The 17753-nt window shown below is 71.5% G+C and carries 12 protein-coding genes and 1 pseudogene; all 13 read left to right on the plus strand.

The window, feature by feature from the left end; all coding sequences use genetic code 11:
• Positions 1-474: Pvc16 family protein (locus tag FF041_RS11255; protein ID WP_153522599.1), on the plus strand; the 474-nt coding region annotated here is incomplete at its 5' end.
• Between the two features lie 33 nt (positions 475-507).
• The gene (locus FF041_RS11260; RefSeq protein WP_153522601.1) at positions 508-2613 is read left to right on the plus strand and encodes an ATP-binding protein; all 2106 of its coding nucleotides are present in this window, start codon (positions 508-510) and stop codon (positions 2611-2613) included.
• On the plus strand, positions 2604-2888 hold the full coding sequence (locus FF041_RS11265) for a hypothetical protein (protein WP_153522603.1): 285 nt from the start codon (positions 2604-2606) through the stop codon (positions 2886-2888). Before FF041_RS11260 ends, FF041_RS11265 begins: the two co-directional genes overlap by 10 nt.
• On the plus strand, positions 2885-9250 hold the full coding sequence (locus FF041_RS11270; protein ID WP_153522605.1) for an eCIS core domain-containing protein: 6366 nt from the start codon (positions 2885-2887) through the stop codon (positions 9248-9250). The genes FF041_RS11265 and FF041_RS11270 overlap by 4 nt, the downstream gene beginning before the upstream one ends.
• Positions 9251-9290: 40 nt before the next feature.
• Positions 9291-9995 carry a hypothetical protein gene (locus FF041_RS11275; RefSeq protein ID WP_153522606.1) on the plus strand — a complete coding sequence of 235 codons (705 nt, stop codon included), beginning with the start codon at positions 9291-9293 and terminating at the stop codon, positions 9993-9995.
• Positions 9992-10672, plus strand: coding sequence for a hypothetical protein (locus FF041_RS11280; RefSeq protein WP_323391681.1), 681 nt, complete (start codon positions 9992-9994; stop codon positions 10670-10672). The genes FF041_RS11275 and FF041_RS11280 overlap by 4 nt, the downstream gene beginning before the upstream one ends.
• Positions 10673-10675: 3 nt before the next feature.
• Entirely contained in the window at positions 10676-11032 is a 357-nt protein-coding gene (locus FF041_RS11285; RefSeq protein WP_323391683.1) for a hypothetical protein, read from the plus strand.
• On the plus strand, positions 11022-12161 hold the full coding sequence (locus tag FF041_RS11290) for a hypothetical protein (protein WP_153522608.1): 1140 nt from the start codon (positions 11022-11024) through the stop codon (positions 12159-12161). Before FF041_RS11285 ends, FF041_RS11290 begins: the two co-directional genes overlap by 11 nt.
• Positions 12162-12191: 30 nt before the next feature.
• Positions 12192-12716 (plus strand): phage baseplate assembly protein V, encoded by a 525-nt coding sequence (locus tag FF041_RS11295; protein ID WP_153522610.1) that lies wholly within the window; start codon positions 12192-12194, stop codon positions 12714-12716.
• 78 nt (positions 12717-12794) lie between these two features.
• A complete protein-coding gene (locus tag FF041_RS11300; RefSeq protein WP_323391685.1) occupies positions 12795-13130 on the plus strand; it encodes a hypothetical protein in 336 nt (111 codons plus the stop codon).
• Positions 13127-13504, plus strand: coding sequence for a GPW/gp25 family protein (locus FF041_RS11305; protein ID WP_323391687.1), 378 nt, complete (start codon positions 13127-13129; stop codon positions 13502-13504). The genes FF041_RS11300 and FF041_RS11305 overlap by 4 nt, the downstream gene beginning before the upstream one ends.
• Positions 13501-16752 (plus strand): putative baseplate assembly protein, encoded by a 3252-nt coding sequence (locus FF041_RS11310; RefSeq protein WP_153522614.1) that lies wholly within the window; start codon positions 13501-13503, stop codon positions 16750-16752. Before FF041_RS11305 ends, FF041_RS11310 begins: the two co-directional genes overlap by 4 nt.
• Positions 16749-17753: pseudogene (locus tag FF041_RS11315) on the plus strand (putative baseplate assembly protein); the annotation flags it as partial. The gene FF041_RS11310 and the pseudogene FF041_RS11315, both read left to right, overlap by 4 nt.

The raw sequence follows: 17753 nt of genomic DNA on the forward strand, positions 1-17753 counted from the left end.
CCGAAGGAGTTGATCGAGCTGGCTGCCGAGCGGCCCTATCTGACGGGCAGCGATCTGGCCGAGTCGGCGCAGCGGGTGCGGCTGACGCCGACGGTGATGGACATCGACGAGACGTCGAAACTCTGGGGGATGCTCCATCAGACCCCGTACACCCTGTCGGTGGCCTATCAGGCGTCGCTGGTGCTGATCGAGGGCCGTGAACGCCCGGCTCCGGTGAAACCGGTGGAGCGCAGGACGGTCCGCGCGCAGCCGTTCGGGGCCGCTGGGGCTCCCGTGCCGCCCGGGGCTCCGGGGACTGCCCCGGAGCCCGCGCCCCAGCCCGCTCCGGCCCCGGCCCCGGAGCCGGCGCTCGCCGGGGAGGCTTCCGTGAAGCGGCGCACCACGGCGAGGGCCGCCGCTCCGAAGAAGACGGCCGCCAGGCGCTCATCGCCACGTACGCGCAGGTCCACGGAGACGGACCCGGGGAAGGGCTGAGGCACGGTGCGCGACACGGGGGCGGGTGAGGGCATGGACACGGTCCGCGACACGGGCGGGGCCGGCCGGGAAGGCCGGGCCCTGACCGCCGCCATCGCCTCGGTCCTCGCCCGCGTCGACGCGCACGCGGCCCGGGCCCGGGGCGCGAACGGTGCGCCGGAGCCTGGCCGCGGCCCCGGGACGGCGGACGCCTCGGGTTCCTCGGGCGGACACGGCCGGAGCAGCGCCGAAGCGGACGGCGGTTCCGTACGCGGGGACAGTACGGGACCCGGCCGGCACTCCCCCGGAACGGACAGCGGTTCCGCACACGGGAACAGCGCGGGATCCCCCCGGCACTCCCCCGCCACGCTCAGCGCGCTCGTCGCCTGCTTCGGTCTCACCGCCTTCGAGCGGGACATCGTCCTCCTGACCGCCGCCGCGGAGCTGGACCCCACGGCGGGCGGCCGGTGCGCCGCCGCGAGCGGCGACCCGGAGCGTGCCCATCCCACCTTCTCGCTCGCTCTCGCCGCGCTCGCCGATCCGCACTGGAGCGCGCTGACGCCGGTCGCCCCGCTCCGCCGCTGGCAGCTGATCGAGCTGGCCGACGACACCCGGCTGACCACCGCCCGGATCCGCATCGACGAGCGGATTCTGCACTTCCTGGCCGGATCCCCGTATCTGGACGCCCGGCTGCACGGGATGCTGCGCCGTACGTCCCCGGCGGACTCCCTGCCCGCTTCGTACGAGCTGGCGGCGGGCCGGGTCGCCGCCGGCTGGGCGGGGCCGGGGCAGCGGCACGCCCCGCTCCGGGTCGAACTGGTCGGCGGCGATCCGCGCTCACGCGCCGACATCGCGGCGGCGGCGGCCGGCCGCTCGGGTCTCGGTCTGTACACGATGGCCGCCGAGGACATCCCCGCCGACCCCGTGGCACGCGACCGGCTGGCGCGGCTCTGGCAGCGTGAGGCGATCCTGCTGCCCGCCGCCCTGCTGGTGGAGGCCGGCGATCTGGAGCGGGAACAGGCCGCGGCGACGGACGCGTTCATCGAGAGCGCGGCCGTGCCCCTGGTGGTGTCCAGCGCGGATCCCCGGCGGACCGCACGGCCGCGCGGCGAGCGGGTGTCCGTACCGGCCCTCGGCGCGGACGAGCAGCTGGGGCTGTGGGCGGACGCGTTCGCGGGTGTGCCGGAGGTGTCCGACGACGACCTCGGGGCTCTTGTCGCCCAGTTCTCCCTGCCGCCGCATCTGATCCGCTCGGCGGGCGCGGCCGTCGTACGGGATCTGCCGCTGGAGGACGGCCCGGACGCCGCTGGGCTGGCCTGGCGGGCCGGGCTCGCCGAGGCCCGGATGGGCATGGACGAGCTGGGGCGGCGCGTCGAACCGCAGGCGTCCTGGGGCGATCTGGTCCTGGCGGAGCGGCAGTCGAAGGTGCTGTGGGAGATCGTCGCGCATGTGCGGCAGCGCTCCACGGTCTACCAGGAGTGGGGCTTCGCGGCGACGCTGCGGCGCGGTCTGGGCGTCACCGCCCTCTTCGCGGGCGGTTCGGGCACCGGGAAGACGCTCGCCGCCGAGGTGATCGCGAGAGAGCTCGGGCTGGATCTGTTCGTCATCGATCTCTCCCAGGTGGTCAGCAAGTACATCGGCGAGACGGAGAAGAACCTCCGCAAGGTCTTCGACGCCGCCGAACGCGGCGGCGCGCTGCTGCTGTTCGACGAGGCGGACGCTCTCTTCGGCAAGCGCAGCGAGGTCAAGGACAGCCATGACCGGTACGCGAACCTGGAGGTCAGCTATCTGCTGATGCGGATGGAGGCGTACCGGGGTCTGGCGGTTCTGACGACCAATATGAAGCAGGCGCTGGACACGGCGTTTCTGCGGCGGATCCGCTTCGTGGTCGACTTCCCGTTCCCGGGCGAGAGCGAGCGGGCCGAGATCTGGCGGCGGGTGCTGCCCGAGCGGGCCCCGACGAAGGGCATCGACTGCGGGCTGCTGGCCCGGCTGACCGTGGCGGGCGGCTCGATCCGCAATATCGCGCTGTCGGGCGCCTTCCTCGCCGCCGAGGAGGGCGACCGGCTCCGGATGCGGCATCTGCTGGAGGCTGCGCGCACCGAATATCTCAAGCTGGACCGCTCCTTGACGCCGTCGGAGGTCCACGGATGGGTCTGAACGAAGAGGCGCGCACGGTCCGCGTGGACATCGGCGAGCTGGTTCTGGACGGCTTCGGGCCGCTGGACCCGGACGGGGTGTCGGCCGCGTTCCGGACCGAGCTGGCCCGGCTGATACGGGAGCGGGGGGTGCCGCTGGCCGTGGACGGCGGCCGGGTGGTGGACGCCCTGTCGGGCCTGCCACCGCTGCCCGCGACCACTTCGCCGTCCCGCCTGGGCGAGGCGCTGGCACGCGCGGTGCACGCCGGACTGTCAGGGCGGGGTGAGCGGCGATGAGCACATCCCACGCGCAGGACGCGCGAGCGGAGCAGTCCGGCAGGCGCCGCAAGCGGAAGGACCGCGCCAAGTCCCCCGTCCCGGAGCCGAAGAACATCGTCAGCGGGGCCGGCCAGCCGCTGGACCTGAGCGTACGGCGGGAGCTGGAGGAGCAGCTCGGCCATGACTTCAGCCGGGTTCGGCTGCACACCGACCGGGACGCGGGTGCGCTGACGGCGATGCTGGGAGCGGACGCCGTCGCGGTCGGCCAGGAGATCCTCTTCCGCGAGGGCACGTATCTGCCGGGCACCGCCGACGGCCGGCGGCTGCTGGCCCATGAGCTCCTCCACACGGTGCAGAACCCGCATGGCCTCGGCGCGCTGCGCGCGGGCCGTGAGCCGGGGGCGGTGAGCCTGCCGCAGCAGTCGGTGGAGCGGGAGGCGGAGTCGGCGGCCCGGGATCTCGTACGGGACGGGGAACCGGCGGCCGAGGTCGAACCGGGGCGGGCGACACCGGGGTGGCTGCGGTACGCGACGGTGGACGCGGACCGCAACCGGCTGGAGCAGCTGGATCCGGCGACGCTGGTGGACCGGCTGGCGAACGGGGTTCTGCGGTCGCTGCGGGGCGATCCGGCGGATCTGTCGGGGCGGGTGCGGCTGCAACTGGGCCGGTTGTCGGCGCGGTTGCAGGACTCGGTGCTGGACCGGCTGGAGGACCGGCTGCTCACCCCCGAGTACGACCGGCTGCTGGATCTCGCCGAGCGGGCGTCGGGCACGCTGCCCGAGCTCCAGTCGGCCGGGGCGCCCGAGCCGGAGACCGATCTCTTCGAGGAGCTGGGGGTCGAGCGCACCCGGTGGCGGCAGGCGGAGGACGGCGACCGGGCGTCCGGTGAGCAGCGGGCCGTGGACGCCCGCGAGGAGCGCGGGGACGCCGCCGCCCGGGACGAGAAGCAGGACAGCGAGGGCAGCAGGGCCCGCTCCGACGCGGCGGCCGAGAGCCGGGAGGCGGCCCGGCGCACGGAGCAGGAGGACGAGCGGGCCCGCTCCCGTGAGCGGGCCGGGCAGGAGCGGCGGCAGGAGGAGGAGCAACAGCGGCAGGACCGGCGGCAGGTCGACGCGGCGGCCGAGGAGCGGGCCCAGGACCGGCAGGAGGACGCCGGGCGGGCGCAGGAGGAGCAGGAGTCCCGGCGGGCCGGGGAGGAGGGCGATCCGGAGCAGGCCGACGCCCCCGGCGCGGACAAGCGCAAGCGCCGGGACGACGCGACGAGGCCCGCGGCGGGCTCGAAGCCGGAGGGCGTCGGGCCGAAGGCTGAGGCGCAGCCCGGTCCCGTACGCCCGGAGCGGGTGGACGAACGGGCCGAGCAGCGGGACAGCGCGCTGTCCGAGCACGGTCTCCATGAGAAGGACGAGGCCGAGGGCGAGCCGCTGGAGGCGGAGAAGCCGCTCGGGCTGGAGGCGGGGGCGGACAGGGAGATCGGGGGTGGCGAGGACGGTGACCGTGCAGGGAGCGAGGGCTCGGAGGAGGTCGCGCTGAAGCCGGAGGACTATCTGCCGGCCACTGATCCCGATGTGTCGTCCGTACCGACCGCGGAGAATCCGCAGGCCCCCCTTCCCCGTTTCCCCGCGCCCCCGCCGACCAAGGCGGAACAGGTCCATGAGCAGCGGGAGAACGACGCCGAGGCGGAAGAGGACGAGGACTCCCCCGAGGCCGAGGCCAAGCCTCCGGGTGCGGAGATGGGCCCCGTCGAGAGTGAGGCCCCGCAGCCCGAGGGCGGCCCGGCCGCCGAAGCGGGGGACCGCGGCGAGAGGGACCTCCAGCCGGAGAAGCCGGTGGAGCAGGAGGTCGGCCCCGATCCCGGGACGGACGCCCGGCAGGATCCCGAACCCGAGGCGGAGAAGCCGGATCCGGAGCAGGAGCAGGAAGCCGCCCAGCGCGATCCGGACGATGGGGCCGCGGACGGCGGCGAACAGGAGTCACCGGACGCGCAGCGGGCTGCCGGCCGGCAGGAGGGGGAGCCGGGCGGGGCGTCCGGTTCCGGTTCCTCCCTCGCGCCCCCGGCGGGTGCGCACACCGAACGGACCTCCGTGGAGGACGCCAGTCCGTCCCCCGCTGTGCGCCGGTTCGCGGACTCCGCGAAGAGCGACAACGAGGCGCCTGCGGCCAGGAGCGCGGTGCCCAGGGAGAGCGGCCCGGGAGCGGTATCGGGTGGTGCGGTCGGCGGAAGCGGTACGACGGGGCCGAGCGCCGCCGCCGGTCCCGGCAGAGCGCCGTCGGTGACGCGTGCCGGGGTGAGTCCGGCGGTCGAGCCGTCCGGCAGCCCCGGTGCCAAGCCCCAGCCGGAGGCGTCGCTGGAGAAGGACGGCGGTGGCTGTGCCCCGCCGGAGCCCGCGGCGGAGAAGGACGAGGGCAAGGGCGGCTGCGGCGGAGGCGGGGGTGAGACGGCCGCCGGGGAGAAGCAGACCGAGCCGCCGGACGTCTCGGGGCAGGACCCGGAGGCCGCCGTCGCCACCGTCGGCGCTCTCGCCCCGGATCAGGCGGCTGCCGCGATGCCCGGGGTGGGGCGCGCGGCGGACCGGAAGGTCTCGGAGGAGCAGCAGCGGCTGGACGCGACCCCTCCGACGCGGGAGCGTCCCTCGGGTGCGCCGCGTACGCAGTCGGGGCCGCCCGAAGCAGCGGCGCCCGCCGCCCAGGTGACGGGCAAGGTCGAGAAGCTCGGGCCGGAGAGCCAGGGGGAGAAGCAGCGGGCCAAGGGGGGCGAGAAGGCCCAGGGACAGAATCCGGCGGCCGGCACCGCCGCGCCCGCGGTGCCCGCAGCGGACAAGGAGCTCAGCGCCGAGGAGGCGCAGAGCATCGACGCGGCGGCGGACGCGGTCCCGACCGTCGATCCCGAGCTGCGCAACAAGACGGTCGGCCCCGCGCCCAAGATCAGGCTGGAGGGCGCGAGCGACCCCACGCGTACGGACGATCAGGCGCAGGCGCTCAAGGAGAAGCAGTCCGACATCCAGAGCACCGGCCGTGAGGACGCCGCCAAGCCGTTGGGCGAGGACCAGATCTTCCCCGACGCTCCCCGGGAACGGCTGACCGGCAAGGCCACGGGCCGCTCGGGCGGCGGCGGGGCGGCGATCGAGGCGGGCTCCTTGCCCAAGCCCGGTGTCGGGGCGGTCGCCAAGCAGGAGCGCGGCCCGGAGATCCAGTCGGCGACGGGTCAGGCCCAGGGCGACCTGGTCACGAAGGAGCAGGAACAGCAGCAGGGCGAGCAGCGGGCGAAGCAGGAGAAGCAGGCCGGGATCGATCGTGAGGTCGCCCGGAACGCGGAGCAGCAGACGGCCGAACGCGGACGGGTGGCGAAGGACGCTCAGCGCGAGCGCGAGAGCTGGCGCACTGAGCAGGACAAGAAGATCGAGGACGCGGACAAGGAGGCCGGGGAAGAGCACACCGCGAAGAACAAGGAGATCGTCAAGGCTCGCGACGACAAGGACAAGGAGGTCGGCGACCGCAAGGACGCCGACAACGAGCGGATCGACGGCGAGCGGGAGAAGGCGGAGAAGGAGGCCGAGCGGAAGAAGAAGGAGAAGAAGCCGTCCGGGGGCTTCCTCGGCTGGGTCGCCGACAAGGTGAAGAGCGCGTTCAACGCGATCCTCGAAGCGGTCACCGCGGTCTTCGACGCGGCGCGCAAGGCAGTCAACTCGATCATCGACACCTTCAAGGAGTGGGCCGACAAGGCCATCGACTTCGTCCGCGATCTCGCCATCAAGGCGATCAATGTGCTGGCGGACACCCTGATCGCGATCGGCGATGTGCTGCTGGCGGCCTTCCCCGAGCTGCGGGACAAGTTCCGCAAGTCGATCGAGGGCCTGCGCGACAAGGCGATCGACACGGTCAACAAGCTGGCGGACGGTCTGAAGAAGGCCGTGAACACACTGCTGGACGCGTTGGCTGCGGGTCTGAACAAGCTGCTCGATGTGCTGGAGGCCGGGCTCAAGGCGGTCATCAAGGCGTATCAGGCGGTGATCCTGGGGGCGATCAAGTTCGCTCAGGCCGCGATCGAGGCGCTGGGCAAGTTCGCGGCGCTGATCGCGGACATCGCGCCGGATCCGGGCGGCTGGCTGAAGAAGGCGGGCGGTTCGGCGAAGGCGGGGATCACCGACCATCTGTGGGGCGCGATCAAGACGGGCGTCAAGCGGTGGTTCGACACCAAGGTCGAGGGGATTCTCGGGCTCGGGAAGGCCGTGATCGATGTCCTGGTGAAGGGCTGTGTCTCGGTCAAGCAGATCGGGAAGATGGCGTGGGACGCGATCATCGCGTCGCTGCCGATGATGATCGCGTCGCTGGTGATCGAGAAGGTCGTCTCGATGCTGGTGCCGGCGGCCGGGGCGATTCTGACGATCGTCCAGGGGCTGATGGCGGCCTGGCAGAGCCTCAGCTCGATCCTGACGGCGTTCGGCAAGTTCTGGGCGTACTTGAGGGCCGTCAAGGCGGGGCCGGCCGCCTGCCTGTTCGCGGAGGCGGTCGCGGCCGGGATCGTCGCCCTTCTGGACTTCATCGCCAACTTCCTGCTGCTCAAGCTGGAATCGGCGACCAAGGGCGTCGGCAAGCGCCTCAAGGCGATGGCCGACAAGATCGTGAAGGGCCTCCAGAAGACGGGCAAGGGCGCGAAGGAGGCGGCGGGCGACGCGGTCAACAAGGCCCGGGGCGCGGTACGCAGCGCCCAGGAGGCCCTGTCGAAGCCCGCGACCCCCGCCAGACCGAAGGGCCCTCGCCTCCCGAAGAACCGCTCGGTCCCGGCGGACCGGGGCCCGGGGGCGCGTCAGGGGCCGAAGGACGCGAGCGGCGACCGGCCGACGAGCCGGACACCGGACAGGGAGCGGGAACACCGACGGGACGAGTCCGAGGCCAGGCGCGACCAGCAGAAACCGGAGGCACAGGCGGACAGGACGCCCAGCAGGACACCGGACCGGCAGACGGAGGCCAAGGGGGAAAAGTCTCCCGAAACGCCGCCCAAGAAGAAGAAAGAGATCGAAGCCCCCAAGCGCCAAAAGCCGCGTCGGCCCAAGTCCCCGCTGGGCAAGGCACTCCGAGATATCAAGGGCAAGGTCAAGTCAGCCCTGAAGAAGATCCGCAACGCCCGCAGGACCCTGGGCAGAAAGCTCAGCAGGAGCAAGGTGGGCAAGGCACTCGGGAACAGCGGCGGCAAACTGCACGACTTCTTCAAGAAGAAGCGCGACACAATGCGCGACGACAAGAGAAAACGACTGGCTGGCAAGAAGAGAAGAATCGACGAACGACAGAAGAAAGAGAAATCACAGCAAGCCAAGAGCGATCGTATCGACAGGATACTGCCACGCCTTCGCCGCATCCTGGTTCAGTTCCTGGGGCCCGGCATTCTGCAATCCGCTCATCGAGTACTTCTAGCGGGATTGCGCACATGGTATCGATTGACCAGCCTGAAGAAGGAAGGAGATCAGAACTTCAAGATCGAAGCCACACTGAATCCCTCACGCACGATCGAGACCGGAATTTCACAGAACCTCCGCGACTACCTCAAGATGAATGACTTGCCACGTCCCGTGATATTCCCCTTGCCTCGGAACGGCAAGCCTCCGGGGGTACGTCCGGGCTCAGAAACAAATGCGAAATACATCAATCCAGTCTACGCGAAAGAGCACGGCCGTAAGCCGAATCAGGAGGAAACAGAGGGTTTCGATTACCTGGGGGCACATGGATTCAATGTGTCAACCCCTCAGTGGGATCGCATGCACCTCATTCCGCGAGAAGTGGGCGGACCCGCCAAGACAACAAATTTCGTACCGGCTGTGAACGACGTGAACCGAGCCTTCTATCATTCTTTCGAGAAGTTTGCCGCCCAAGCGTTCGGTGAAACTTCCACAGCGAATCCTCCGATGCCTGGCTGGTACAAAGTCTCCTTGACTCGTTATTCAGGGTCAGCCAGAGCATACCCATCGGGGAAATACCCGGAAGGCTTCCCAAAACAACTGACAGCGGAGTGGGGCCTCTACCAGAGGAACGGGAGAGGATCCGGTCTCAACCATACGGACTGGACACGACTGGCTCCCGCCAACAGCCCCGGGGTCGTCAACTTCGATCCGCCACCGATCCCCGGCACCACCTCAGCCAAGCCGAACATCAACAAATCGAACAGAGAAACCGTGAAAAGGGCTCTCAAGCAGAGCAATCTTTTCATTGACGCAGTCATGGAGGAAAGGAAAAAAGCGGGTCCGGCTGGCACAGCTTTCATCGACATCCCTGATATGCACCGGAAGCTCAAGGCTTTCCGGTCACCAGCCGGGAGAAGTCTCTACAACCTCGACAAGAATATGGAAGAAGTCGAAAAACGTCACATCAGTAAATTCTTCAGCTTCTAGCCCAGGAACCCGGCATCTCAAGGCAAGGGCTCGATCAATAATGATTCTCACTCCGAACGAACTACGACACGCAAGGTCACTCGAAGAGATCTCATCCAACCCCGCCATCGAATCAAGATGTGGAAACCCGGAAGAGCTCGGAGTAAAACTCGAAGACCTACTGCCCCTCTACGAACACAATCCTGACTGGGAAGATGTGATCATTGATGATGATCTCCTGGACTGCGCCCTGAGATTTGAAGACATGGGTGCCGCATGGCACACGAAAGAAGACTTCCCAGAAATCCTGGGAGAATTCAACTTGCTTCACTTCTATGATGTTTTCGACCAGTCGAGCGGACCTCCCCCGCTCAGTGATTCCTCACCGTTCCAGAGAGAATTCCTCTCGCAACTTCGTGTCTTCGACAACACCCGTCGATCCGGTGCCGGAATGCTGACCTACATTCGAATGCAACCCGCTGTCACACCGCTGGAGATCTGGTATGAAGACAGAGCCGAGATCGGAACTTCGCCCTACCCGAGCTACCTCATCAAGCTGGACATGAGCTACTGCGAATACCTTCAAGCCGTGACGCTGACCAAAGGAACTTACGGTTGGCAGTATCTCTACACGGATGTGTCATTGCGCGACCCGCAGCTCCACAGCGAGGCGCTGTATCTCCAGAACATGCTGGAAGTCTTTCCGAAGCTTTTCCCCGCGTACGACTACGCCCCGCTGCGCCAGCGGCTGGAGGCCCGTCTGTGACCCGCTACCGCGACATCCCCCACCCCATCCGCTCCGGCATCATCCTCCTCGACCCCGACCGCGGCACCCCCCAGCGCATCATCGTCCTCCAGTTCAACCCCGACACCCTGGAGCGCTCCCTCTCCCCCCAGTCCGCCGGGGACAGCAGCGACTCCGGCTCGGGCGGAGGCGGGGCCGGGAGTGGGGATCGGAATGAGGCGCTGCGGCTGAAGGGGCCCGCGGAGGAGAGCTGGAAGTTCACCGCGGAGCTCGATGCGGCCGATCAGTTCGAGGTGCCCGCGCCGGACGGGATCCACCCGCAGCTCGCGGCGCTCGAAATGCTGGTGCACCCCACCACCGCACAGCTCAGGGAGGCCGCCCGGCTCACCAGGAACGGGAGCATCGAGATCAGCCCCATCGAGATGCCGCTGACCCTCTTCACCTGGGGCGGCAAGCGCGTCATGCCGGTGCGGCTCACGGAGCTGTCCATCAACGAATCGGCGTTCGATGTGCATCTCAACCCCATCCGGGCCGCGCTGGGCATCGGGATGAAGGTGCTCTCCGTCAGCGATCTGCCGGCCGGGCACCGGGGCGCGGATCTGTATATGGCGCATCTGGCACAGAAGGAGCGGCTGGCCGCCGCCGCGCGGGGCGGACGGCTGGCGGAGCTCGGGCTCGGGTTCGGAAGGGGGCTGTAGGACGTGATCGAGCCGTATGAGAGCGCGCTGGACGGGATCCCGGGGGCGCATCCGTATCCGCGGACCAGCCGGTACCACGACGCGGAGATCGGGGTTCACACCCTGGCGGACGGAACCGAGGTGCGGTACGTCAAACGGCGGTTGCTGCCGCCGATCGCCCAGGGGGCGGACGACGACGGCGCGACGCACACCGTAGGCGACCGGGAGCGGCCCGACCATCTCGGGCAGCGGTACTTCGGCGACCCCGGGCAGTGGTGGCAGATCGCCGACGCCCATCCGGTGCTCGACCCGCGGGAGCTGACCGCCGAGCCGGGGCGGCGCATCCGGATCCCGCTGCCGGGCGGGTCCCATGGGCGATGAGCCGATCGGGGCCGGGCCCGTCCATCTCACCCTGCACCTGGGAGGCAGGCTCGCCCGGCCCGCGCCCGCCGAGGTGATGGACGCGCTGCTCTCCGCGCAGATCACCAGCACCGCCGGGGAGCGCAGCGGCTTCCAGCTGGCCTTCGATCTCACCAAGAAGGGACTGATCAGCCGACGGCTGCTGCCCGAGGGGTACTTCGACCCGAAGACCCGGGTCGTCGTCGCCGTCTCCGTCAAGGGCACGGCGACCGTGATCCTCGACGGGCTGATCGTGCGGCAGGAGGTCGGGGCCAGCAATCGGCCCGGACAGACCACGCTCACCGTGACCGGCGAGGATCTCACCCTGCTGATGGATCTGGAGGAGCGGGCCGACCGGTACCCCAATCTCGCGCCCTCGCAGCGGGTCGAGCGGATCCTCGCCAAGTACGCCGGCTACGGGATCGACGCCCGCGTCATCCGGGAGCAGGTGGCCCAGCAGCCCGAGGAGCGGCTGCGGGTCGACTGCCAGACCGGGACCGATCTCCAGTATCTCAACGATCTCGCCCGTGCGAACGGGTACACCTTCTATCTCGACCCCGGCCCGGTCCCCGGGCGCTCGACCGCCTTCTGGGGGCCCGAGCAGCGGCTCGGGCAGCGCCAGCACGCGCTCAACGTGAACATGGACGGCAACTCCACCGTCGATCAGCTGACATTCGCGTACGACGGCACGGCCAGGGAGGAGCCGCAGGCCCGCGTCCAGGATCCGCGTACCCGGGATGTGCAGCTGCTGGCGCAGCCGGACATCAGCCCGCTGCGGCCCCCGCTCGGCCGCCGTGCGACGCCCGCGCTCAAGCGCAGGACGCTCTCCGGGACCGCGAAGAAGGACGTGGCGCAGGCCCGGGCGGAGGCGCTGGCGAGGGCGGCGACCTCCGCCGACGCGATCTCCGGGTCGGGGTCGCTGGACGTCGCCCGGCACGGCTATGTGCTGCGGGCCCGGGAGCTGGTGGGGGTGCGGGGCTCCGGGGTGACCTATGACGGCGACTACTACGTCAAGTCCGTGACCCACAATCTCCGGCCCGGCTCGTACCAGCAGAACTTCACGCTCTCCCGCGAGGGGCTGATCGCGCGGAGCACGACCGTACGTCCCTAGGAACGCAGCAGACCTACAGGAGCACTTCGTATGGCGGCAGCGAACAACCGCTTTCTCGGCAAATTCCGGGGCCGGGTGATCGATGACAAGGACCCGCTGGGGCTCGGGCGGATCATGGCCGAGGTGCCGGATGTACTCGGCCGGGAGGCGTCCACCTGGGCGTTGCCGTGCCTTCCGTTCACCGGGCGGCAGTCGGGGCAGTATGTCGTCCCGGAGATCGGGGCCGGGGTGTGGATCGAGTTCGAGCAGGGCGATCCGAGCTTCCCCGTCTGGACGGGGAGCTGGTACGGAGACGTCGGCGAACTCCCGCCCGACGCACGGGCCGAGGTGCCCGCCTCGCATCCGGTGGTGATCCAGACGCCGGGCCGGCACAAGCTGGTGCTGTCGGATCTGCCGGGCGGTACGGGGATCCTCCTTCAGGCCCCGGGCGGCGCGTACATCCGGATCGACGAGCAGGGCGTGACCATCTCCGACGGCCGGGGCGCGTCGGTCGTGCTCAGCGGCGGTGAGGTCGACATCAACAACGGCCGGCTGATCGTGCCGGGGGCGTCATGAACCCGCCCGTGAACACCAAGCCCTCCGCTCGTGAACGCCAGGACCCCGCCCGTGAACGCCAGGACCAGGAGTGACACCGTGTCCGGGAATCTCATGAACAGCGGTACGGCGATCAGCTGCCCGCACGGCGGCCGGATCGCGGCCGTCTCCTCCGCCCCGTACGGGGTGCGGATCGACGGACTGCCCGCTCTCACCGCGTCGGACCTCTTCACCGTCAGCGGCTGCCCGCACACCGTCGGCGGCGTACCGCGTCCCTGCACCGCCGTCCACTGGGCCCCGGAGCCCGGCGGGGTGCTGATCGACGGCTCGCCCGTGCTGCTGGAGCGCACCGCGGCCCTCTGTCTCAGCGCCGCGCAGGCCCCCCAGGGCCCGCCCGCGGCAGTCCAGTCCGCGCGGGGGGTGACGTGCCGGTGAGCGCCGCCCGTACGGACATCGCCTTCCCGTTCCGCGTCGACGGGCGCGGACGGACCGCCCGCGCCGGATACGACGGGCATGTACGCGATCTGATCGAGCAGCTGCTGTTCACCAGCCCGGGCGAGCGGGTGATGCGCCCCGACTTCGGCTGCGGGCTGCTGGATCTGGTCTTCGCGCCCCACAGCCCCGAGCTGGCGTCCGCGCTGGAGCTGTCGGTGCTGGCGTCTCTCCAGCGCTGGCTGGGCGAGCTGATCGAGGTGGAGGCCCTGGACGTGGCGAACGAGGAGAACACGGTCCGGGTCCGGCTGCGCTATGCCGTGCGCGCCACCGGGAGCAGCCGCGACGAGGTGTTCGAGGGGAGCGGTCCGGCATGAGCGACACGGAGCTCGCCAGGGGCACGGAGTCCGGCGGTGGCACCGGGCTGGTCTGCCGCACGGACGCCAGACGGGCCCGGGTGCGGGCCGCGCGCCTCGGCGGAGTGGACACGGTCGAGGTCTGCGACGACGGGCTGACGCTCGTCGTCACCTTTCTCGGCAAGGCCCCCGGAGGACTCCGTCCCGAGAACGTCCGGATCGACGGCGGGCGGCGGATCACCGGCATCGAGGCCGTCGAGGTGTCCGTCGAGCGCGAGGAGGACCCCGAGCTGGACGACCGGCTCCTGGTCACCGTCGACCGTACCGGCGACGCCTCCCGCTACCGGCTCTCCGTCGTGGACACCGATCCGTACGGCCGGCCGGGCGACGAGCCGTTCCCCGGGTTCGACCAGCGGTACTCCTCCGCCGGATTCGTCTTCCGGGTGGACTGTCCGTCTCCCGGTCGAAGCGACTGCGCGGCGAAGCCGGCCGCCGACCCGCCCGGCCGCCCTTCCGCGCCCGTCGTCGACTACACGGCGCGCGACTACGACGCCCTGCGGGCGCTGCTGTTGGACCGGCTGGCGCTGACCGCGCCCGGCTGGGTGGAGCGGAACCCCGCCGACCTCGGTGTCACGCTGGTCGAGCTGCTCGCCCACCAGGCCGATCTGATCGGCTATCAGCAGGACGCGGTGGCCACCGAGGCGTATCTCGACACCGCGCGCCGCCGGGTGTCGGTCCGCCGTCATGTGCGGCTGATCGACTACCCGATGCACGACGGGGTCAACGCCCGCGCGTTCGTGACGGTCGAGACGGCCCGTCCGCTGACCCTCGCGGCCGGCTCCTTCCGCTTCGCCGCGATCGATGTCCGTACGCCCCTGGAGCGCGACACCCCCGAGGCCGGGACCGTCGTCGACGACCGGGATCTCGCCCTGCTCGGCGAGCACGGCTCGGTGGAGGTCTTCGAACCGGTCGTGAGCGACGAGCCGCTCGTGCTGCGCCCCGGGCAGAACACGGTCCGCTTCTGGACCTGGGGGGAGGAGGTCTGCGCGCTGCCCCGGGGCGCCGTCTCGGCGACCCTGCGGGACGAGTGGACGGACGAGGAGTGCTCGGCACGCCTCCTCGAACTGGCGCCGGGGGATCTGCTGCTGATCGAGGAGGTGCGCGGGCCGTGTTCCGGCACGCCCGGTGACGCCGACCCGGCGCACCGGCAGGCCGTGCGGCTGACCTCCGTCACCCCGGCCGTGGACCGGCTGGCCGGGCAGCCCGTGCTGGAGGTCGCCTGGGCGCGGGAGGACGCGCTCGCCTTCCCGGTCTCCCTCGCCGTCCGGGCCGGCCCGCGCTGTGAGCCGGTGGCCGATGTGAGCGTGGCACGCGGCAATGTCGTCCTCGTCGACCACGGCCGGTCGACGGCGTTCTGCCGGGGCGAGCCGGAGACGGTGACCGTGCCGGCCGCCCCGGCCGTGCCCGGCTCCTGCGACCCCTGTGGCTCCGGCTGCCCGGGCGACGATCCGGGGAACGCCCCCGTCGCTCTGATCGACGCCCTGATCGACCAGACCGACCACGGCCGGCTGCTGACCGCCGGTCAGGTGCGGGAGCTGTTCGCCGTCGTCGGCGAGGAGGCGACCGTACGCGCCGGTCTCGGGGTGTCGCTCGTCGGCCGGCGGCAGGAGCGGGCCGTACCGGATACGGCGTACGCCCAGGCCGAGGCGGTCCGGACGCTGCGGGCGCAGGTGGTCTACCCGGGGATCGCGCCCCGCTTCAGGCCGGTGCCGGCCCGCTCCCCCGTCGTCCAGAGCGTGCCCTTTCCCGAGCCGCGCCAGGTGTCGGCCGGGCAGGCCGGTCGGCTGGCCGCCGTCCCGGGTCTGGTCCGGGAGCGGCTGGTCGGACTGTGGCGCAGCGCCCGGGACGGCGACGGGCTCTCGGAGCCGGAGATCGAGGAGCTGGCGGTGCTCTTCGGGCTCCGGGTGCTGGACCGTGTCGAGCTGCGCCGTCATCCGGTGCGCGCGCTCCGTGAGCTGCTGCACCGCAGCGGTCGGCTGCTGGCCCCCAAGGTGCGCCGGCTGGAGGTGCTGACGGCGCGGGCGCGGGCGGGCACGGTGCTGGACGCGTCGGTGGCCTGGGAGATCGCGCAGAGCTGGGGGCCCGGGTATGCGACGGGTCTGCGCCCGGACGCGCCGGAGCTGCGCGGTCCCGCCGCCGCAGCCGCCGTGCAGGACCCCCGGGCCGCGCTCCCGGCGGTGATCGCCGAGGAGAGCACGGACGCCGGGGACAGCAGGGACGGCGGCAACGGCGGGGACGGCGGAAGGCTGTGGACGCCGAGGCGCGATCTGCTGGCCTCCGGTCCGCGCGACCGGCACTTCGCCGGGGAGCTGGAGGACGACGGACGGCTCGCCCTGCGCTTCGGCGACGGACGGCACGGGGCCCGGCCCCGGCCCGGCGCCCGGCTGACGGTGTCCTACCGGACCGGCGGGGGCGCGGCGGGCAATGTCGGCGCCGAGGCCATCGGCCATCTGGTGCTCTGCCGCCCGCCCCACGAGGCGGAGGCGGGCGTCCCGCTGCCGGTGGCGGTCGTGCGCAACCCGCTGCCCGCGACCGGGGGCACGGAGCCCGAACCGTTGGAGCGGGTACGCCGGGCGGCGCCGCTGGAGCCGAGGCGGGTGCGGCTGCGCGCCGTCACCGCCGAGGACTACGCCGAGCTGGCCGGAGGGCTCCCGGGGGTGCGGCGGGCCGCCGCAGAGCTCCGCTGGACGGGCAGCGTCCGCGAGGCGCATGTCGCGGTGGACGCCGAGGGGAGCGCCGATCCTCCGCCGGGGCTGCTGGACTCGGTGGCGTACGCGCTGGAGCGCTACCGCAGGATCGGACACGATCTGGTGGTGGGGCCGGCCCGGCAGACGCCGCTGGACATCGCGCTGACGGTGTGCGCGGGCCCGGGGCAGCAGCACGGGCCGCTCCTCGCCGAGCTCCACCGTCTTCTCGGCGCGGGCCGGTCGGCCGACGGGCGGCTCGGCTTCTTCCACCCCGACGCGCTGTCCTTCGGCGAACCGGTGCGGCTGAGCCGGCTCGTGGCCGTCGCCGCCGCCGTCCAGGGCGTGGTGAGCGTGCGGGTGACCCGGCTCGCCCGGCTCTTCGACGAGGACCCTTCCGGTGACGGCGCGCTGGAGACGGGTGTGCTGCGGATCGGTCCGCTGGAGATCGCGCGGTGCGACAACGACCCCGACCGGCCCGAGCACGGCCGGCTGTCGATCGAACTGAGCGGAGACGCCCGATGAGCGGCTTCCCGGACACCGAAACCGGCACCGGCTGCGGCTGCGGCTGCGGCGGGCACGACGAACGTCACGCGCCCCGGGCGCTGTACAACCCTCCGGGCCGTACGTCGCTGGACTACCGGGTCGGCGAGTACGGCTCGTTCCTGGCGGCCATGCTCGACCGGCTCGCGTCGCCCGCGTATCCGGCGCTGCGCGGACTGACCGTCCGTGCCCCCGACGACCCGGCGATCGCCCTGGTGGACGCCTGGGCGGTGGCGGCCGATCTGCTCGCCTTCCACTCCGAGCGGATCGCCGACGAGGGGTATCTGCGCACCGCGCGGGAGCAGCGCTCGCTGGAGCTGCTGGGGCGGCTGGTGGGGCACCGGCCGAGGCCGGGCGTCGCGGCGGACACCCATCTCGTCTACACCCTGGACCGCGATCCACGGGACGCCGGGACGCCGGTGCTGATCCCGCGCGGCGCGCGGAGCGCCAGTGTGCCCGCGTCCGCCGGACAGGCGCCGCAGACCTTCGAGACCGGTGCGGATCTCTCCGCCCGCGCGGCCTGGAACGAGCTGGCGGTGCGCCGCCGCCGCCCGGATCTGCTGACCGCCGACGGTCTGGCCGCCCGGTCCGAGATCTGGCTCGAAGGGACCTCGCTCTCGCTGCGGACCGGGGACCGGCTGCTGTTCGTCTTCGGCGAGGGGCCGCCGCCGGGCGGCCGGCGGCTGCTGCTGCCGGTGACCCGGGTCCGGATCGACCGGGACGACGGGGTGACGGCGATCGGGCTCTCCCCGTCGCCGCCGCGGTCGCTGCGGGAGCTGGTGGCGGAGGTGCGCCGGTGGATCGCCGAGGACCCGCCGGTCGATGTGGACGGCGAACCGACCCCGGACCATCCCCATCCGCGCCCCGAGAGCCTGCTCATCGAGGAGTTCGACGCCCAGGTGCTGGCGCCGCTGCGGGCCGATCTGGACGGGATCGGGAGCGCCGCCCGGTTCGCCGCGCGGCTGGCCGGCCCGCAGGAGCGG

Source organism: Streptomyces jumonjinensis (assembly GCF_009600885.1).
Lineage (GTDB): Bacteria > Actinomycetota > Actinomycetes > Streptomycetales > Streptomycetaceae > Streptomyces > Streptomyces jumonjinensis.

Coding starts and splice junctions, on each gene's coding strand:
- FF041_RS11260 (WP_153522601.1), top strand. CDS start 508: ATGGACACGGTCCGCGACACGGGCGGGGCCGGCCGGGAAGGCCGGGCC.
- FF041_RS11265 (WP_153522603.1), top strand. CDS start 2,604: ATGGGTCTGAACGAAGAGGCGCGCACGGTCCGCGTGGACATCGGCGAG.
- FF041_RS11270 (WP_153522605.1), top strand. CDS start 2,885: ATGAGCACATCCCACGCGCAGGACGCGCGAGCGGAGCAGTCCGGCAGG.
- FF041_RS11275 (WP_153522606.1), top strand. CDS start 9,291: ATGATTCTCACTCCGAACGAACTACGACACGCAAGGTCACTCGAAGAG.
- FF041_RS11290 (WP_153522608.1), top strand. CDS start 11,022: ATGGGCGATGAGCCGATCGGGGCCGGGCCCGTCCATCTCACCCTGCAC.
- FF041_RS11295 (WP_153522610.1), top strand. CDS start 12,192: ATGGCGGCAGCGAACAACCGCTTTCTCGGCAAATTCCGGGGCCGGGTG.
- FF041_RS11310 (WP_153522614.1), top strand. CDS start 13,501: ATGAGCGACACGGAGCTCGCCAGGGGCACGGAGTCCGGCGGTGGCACC.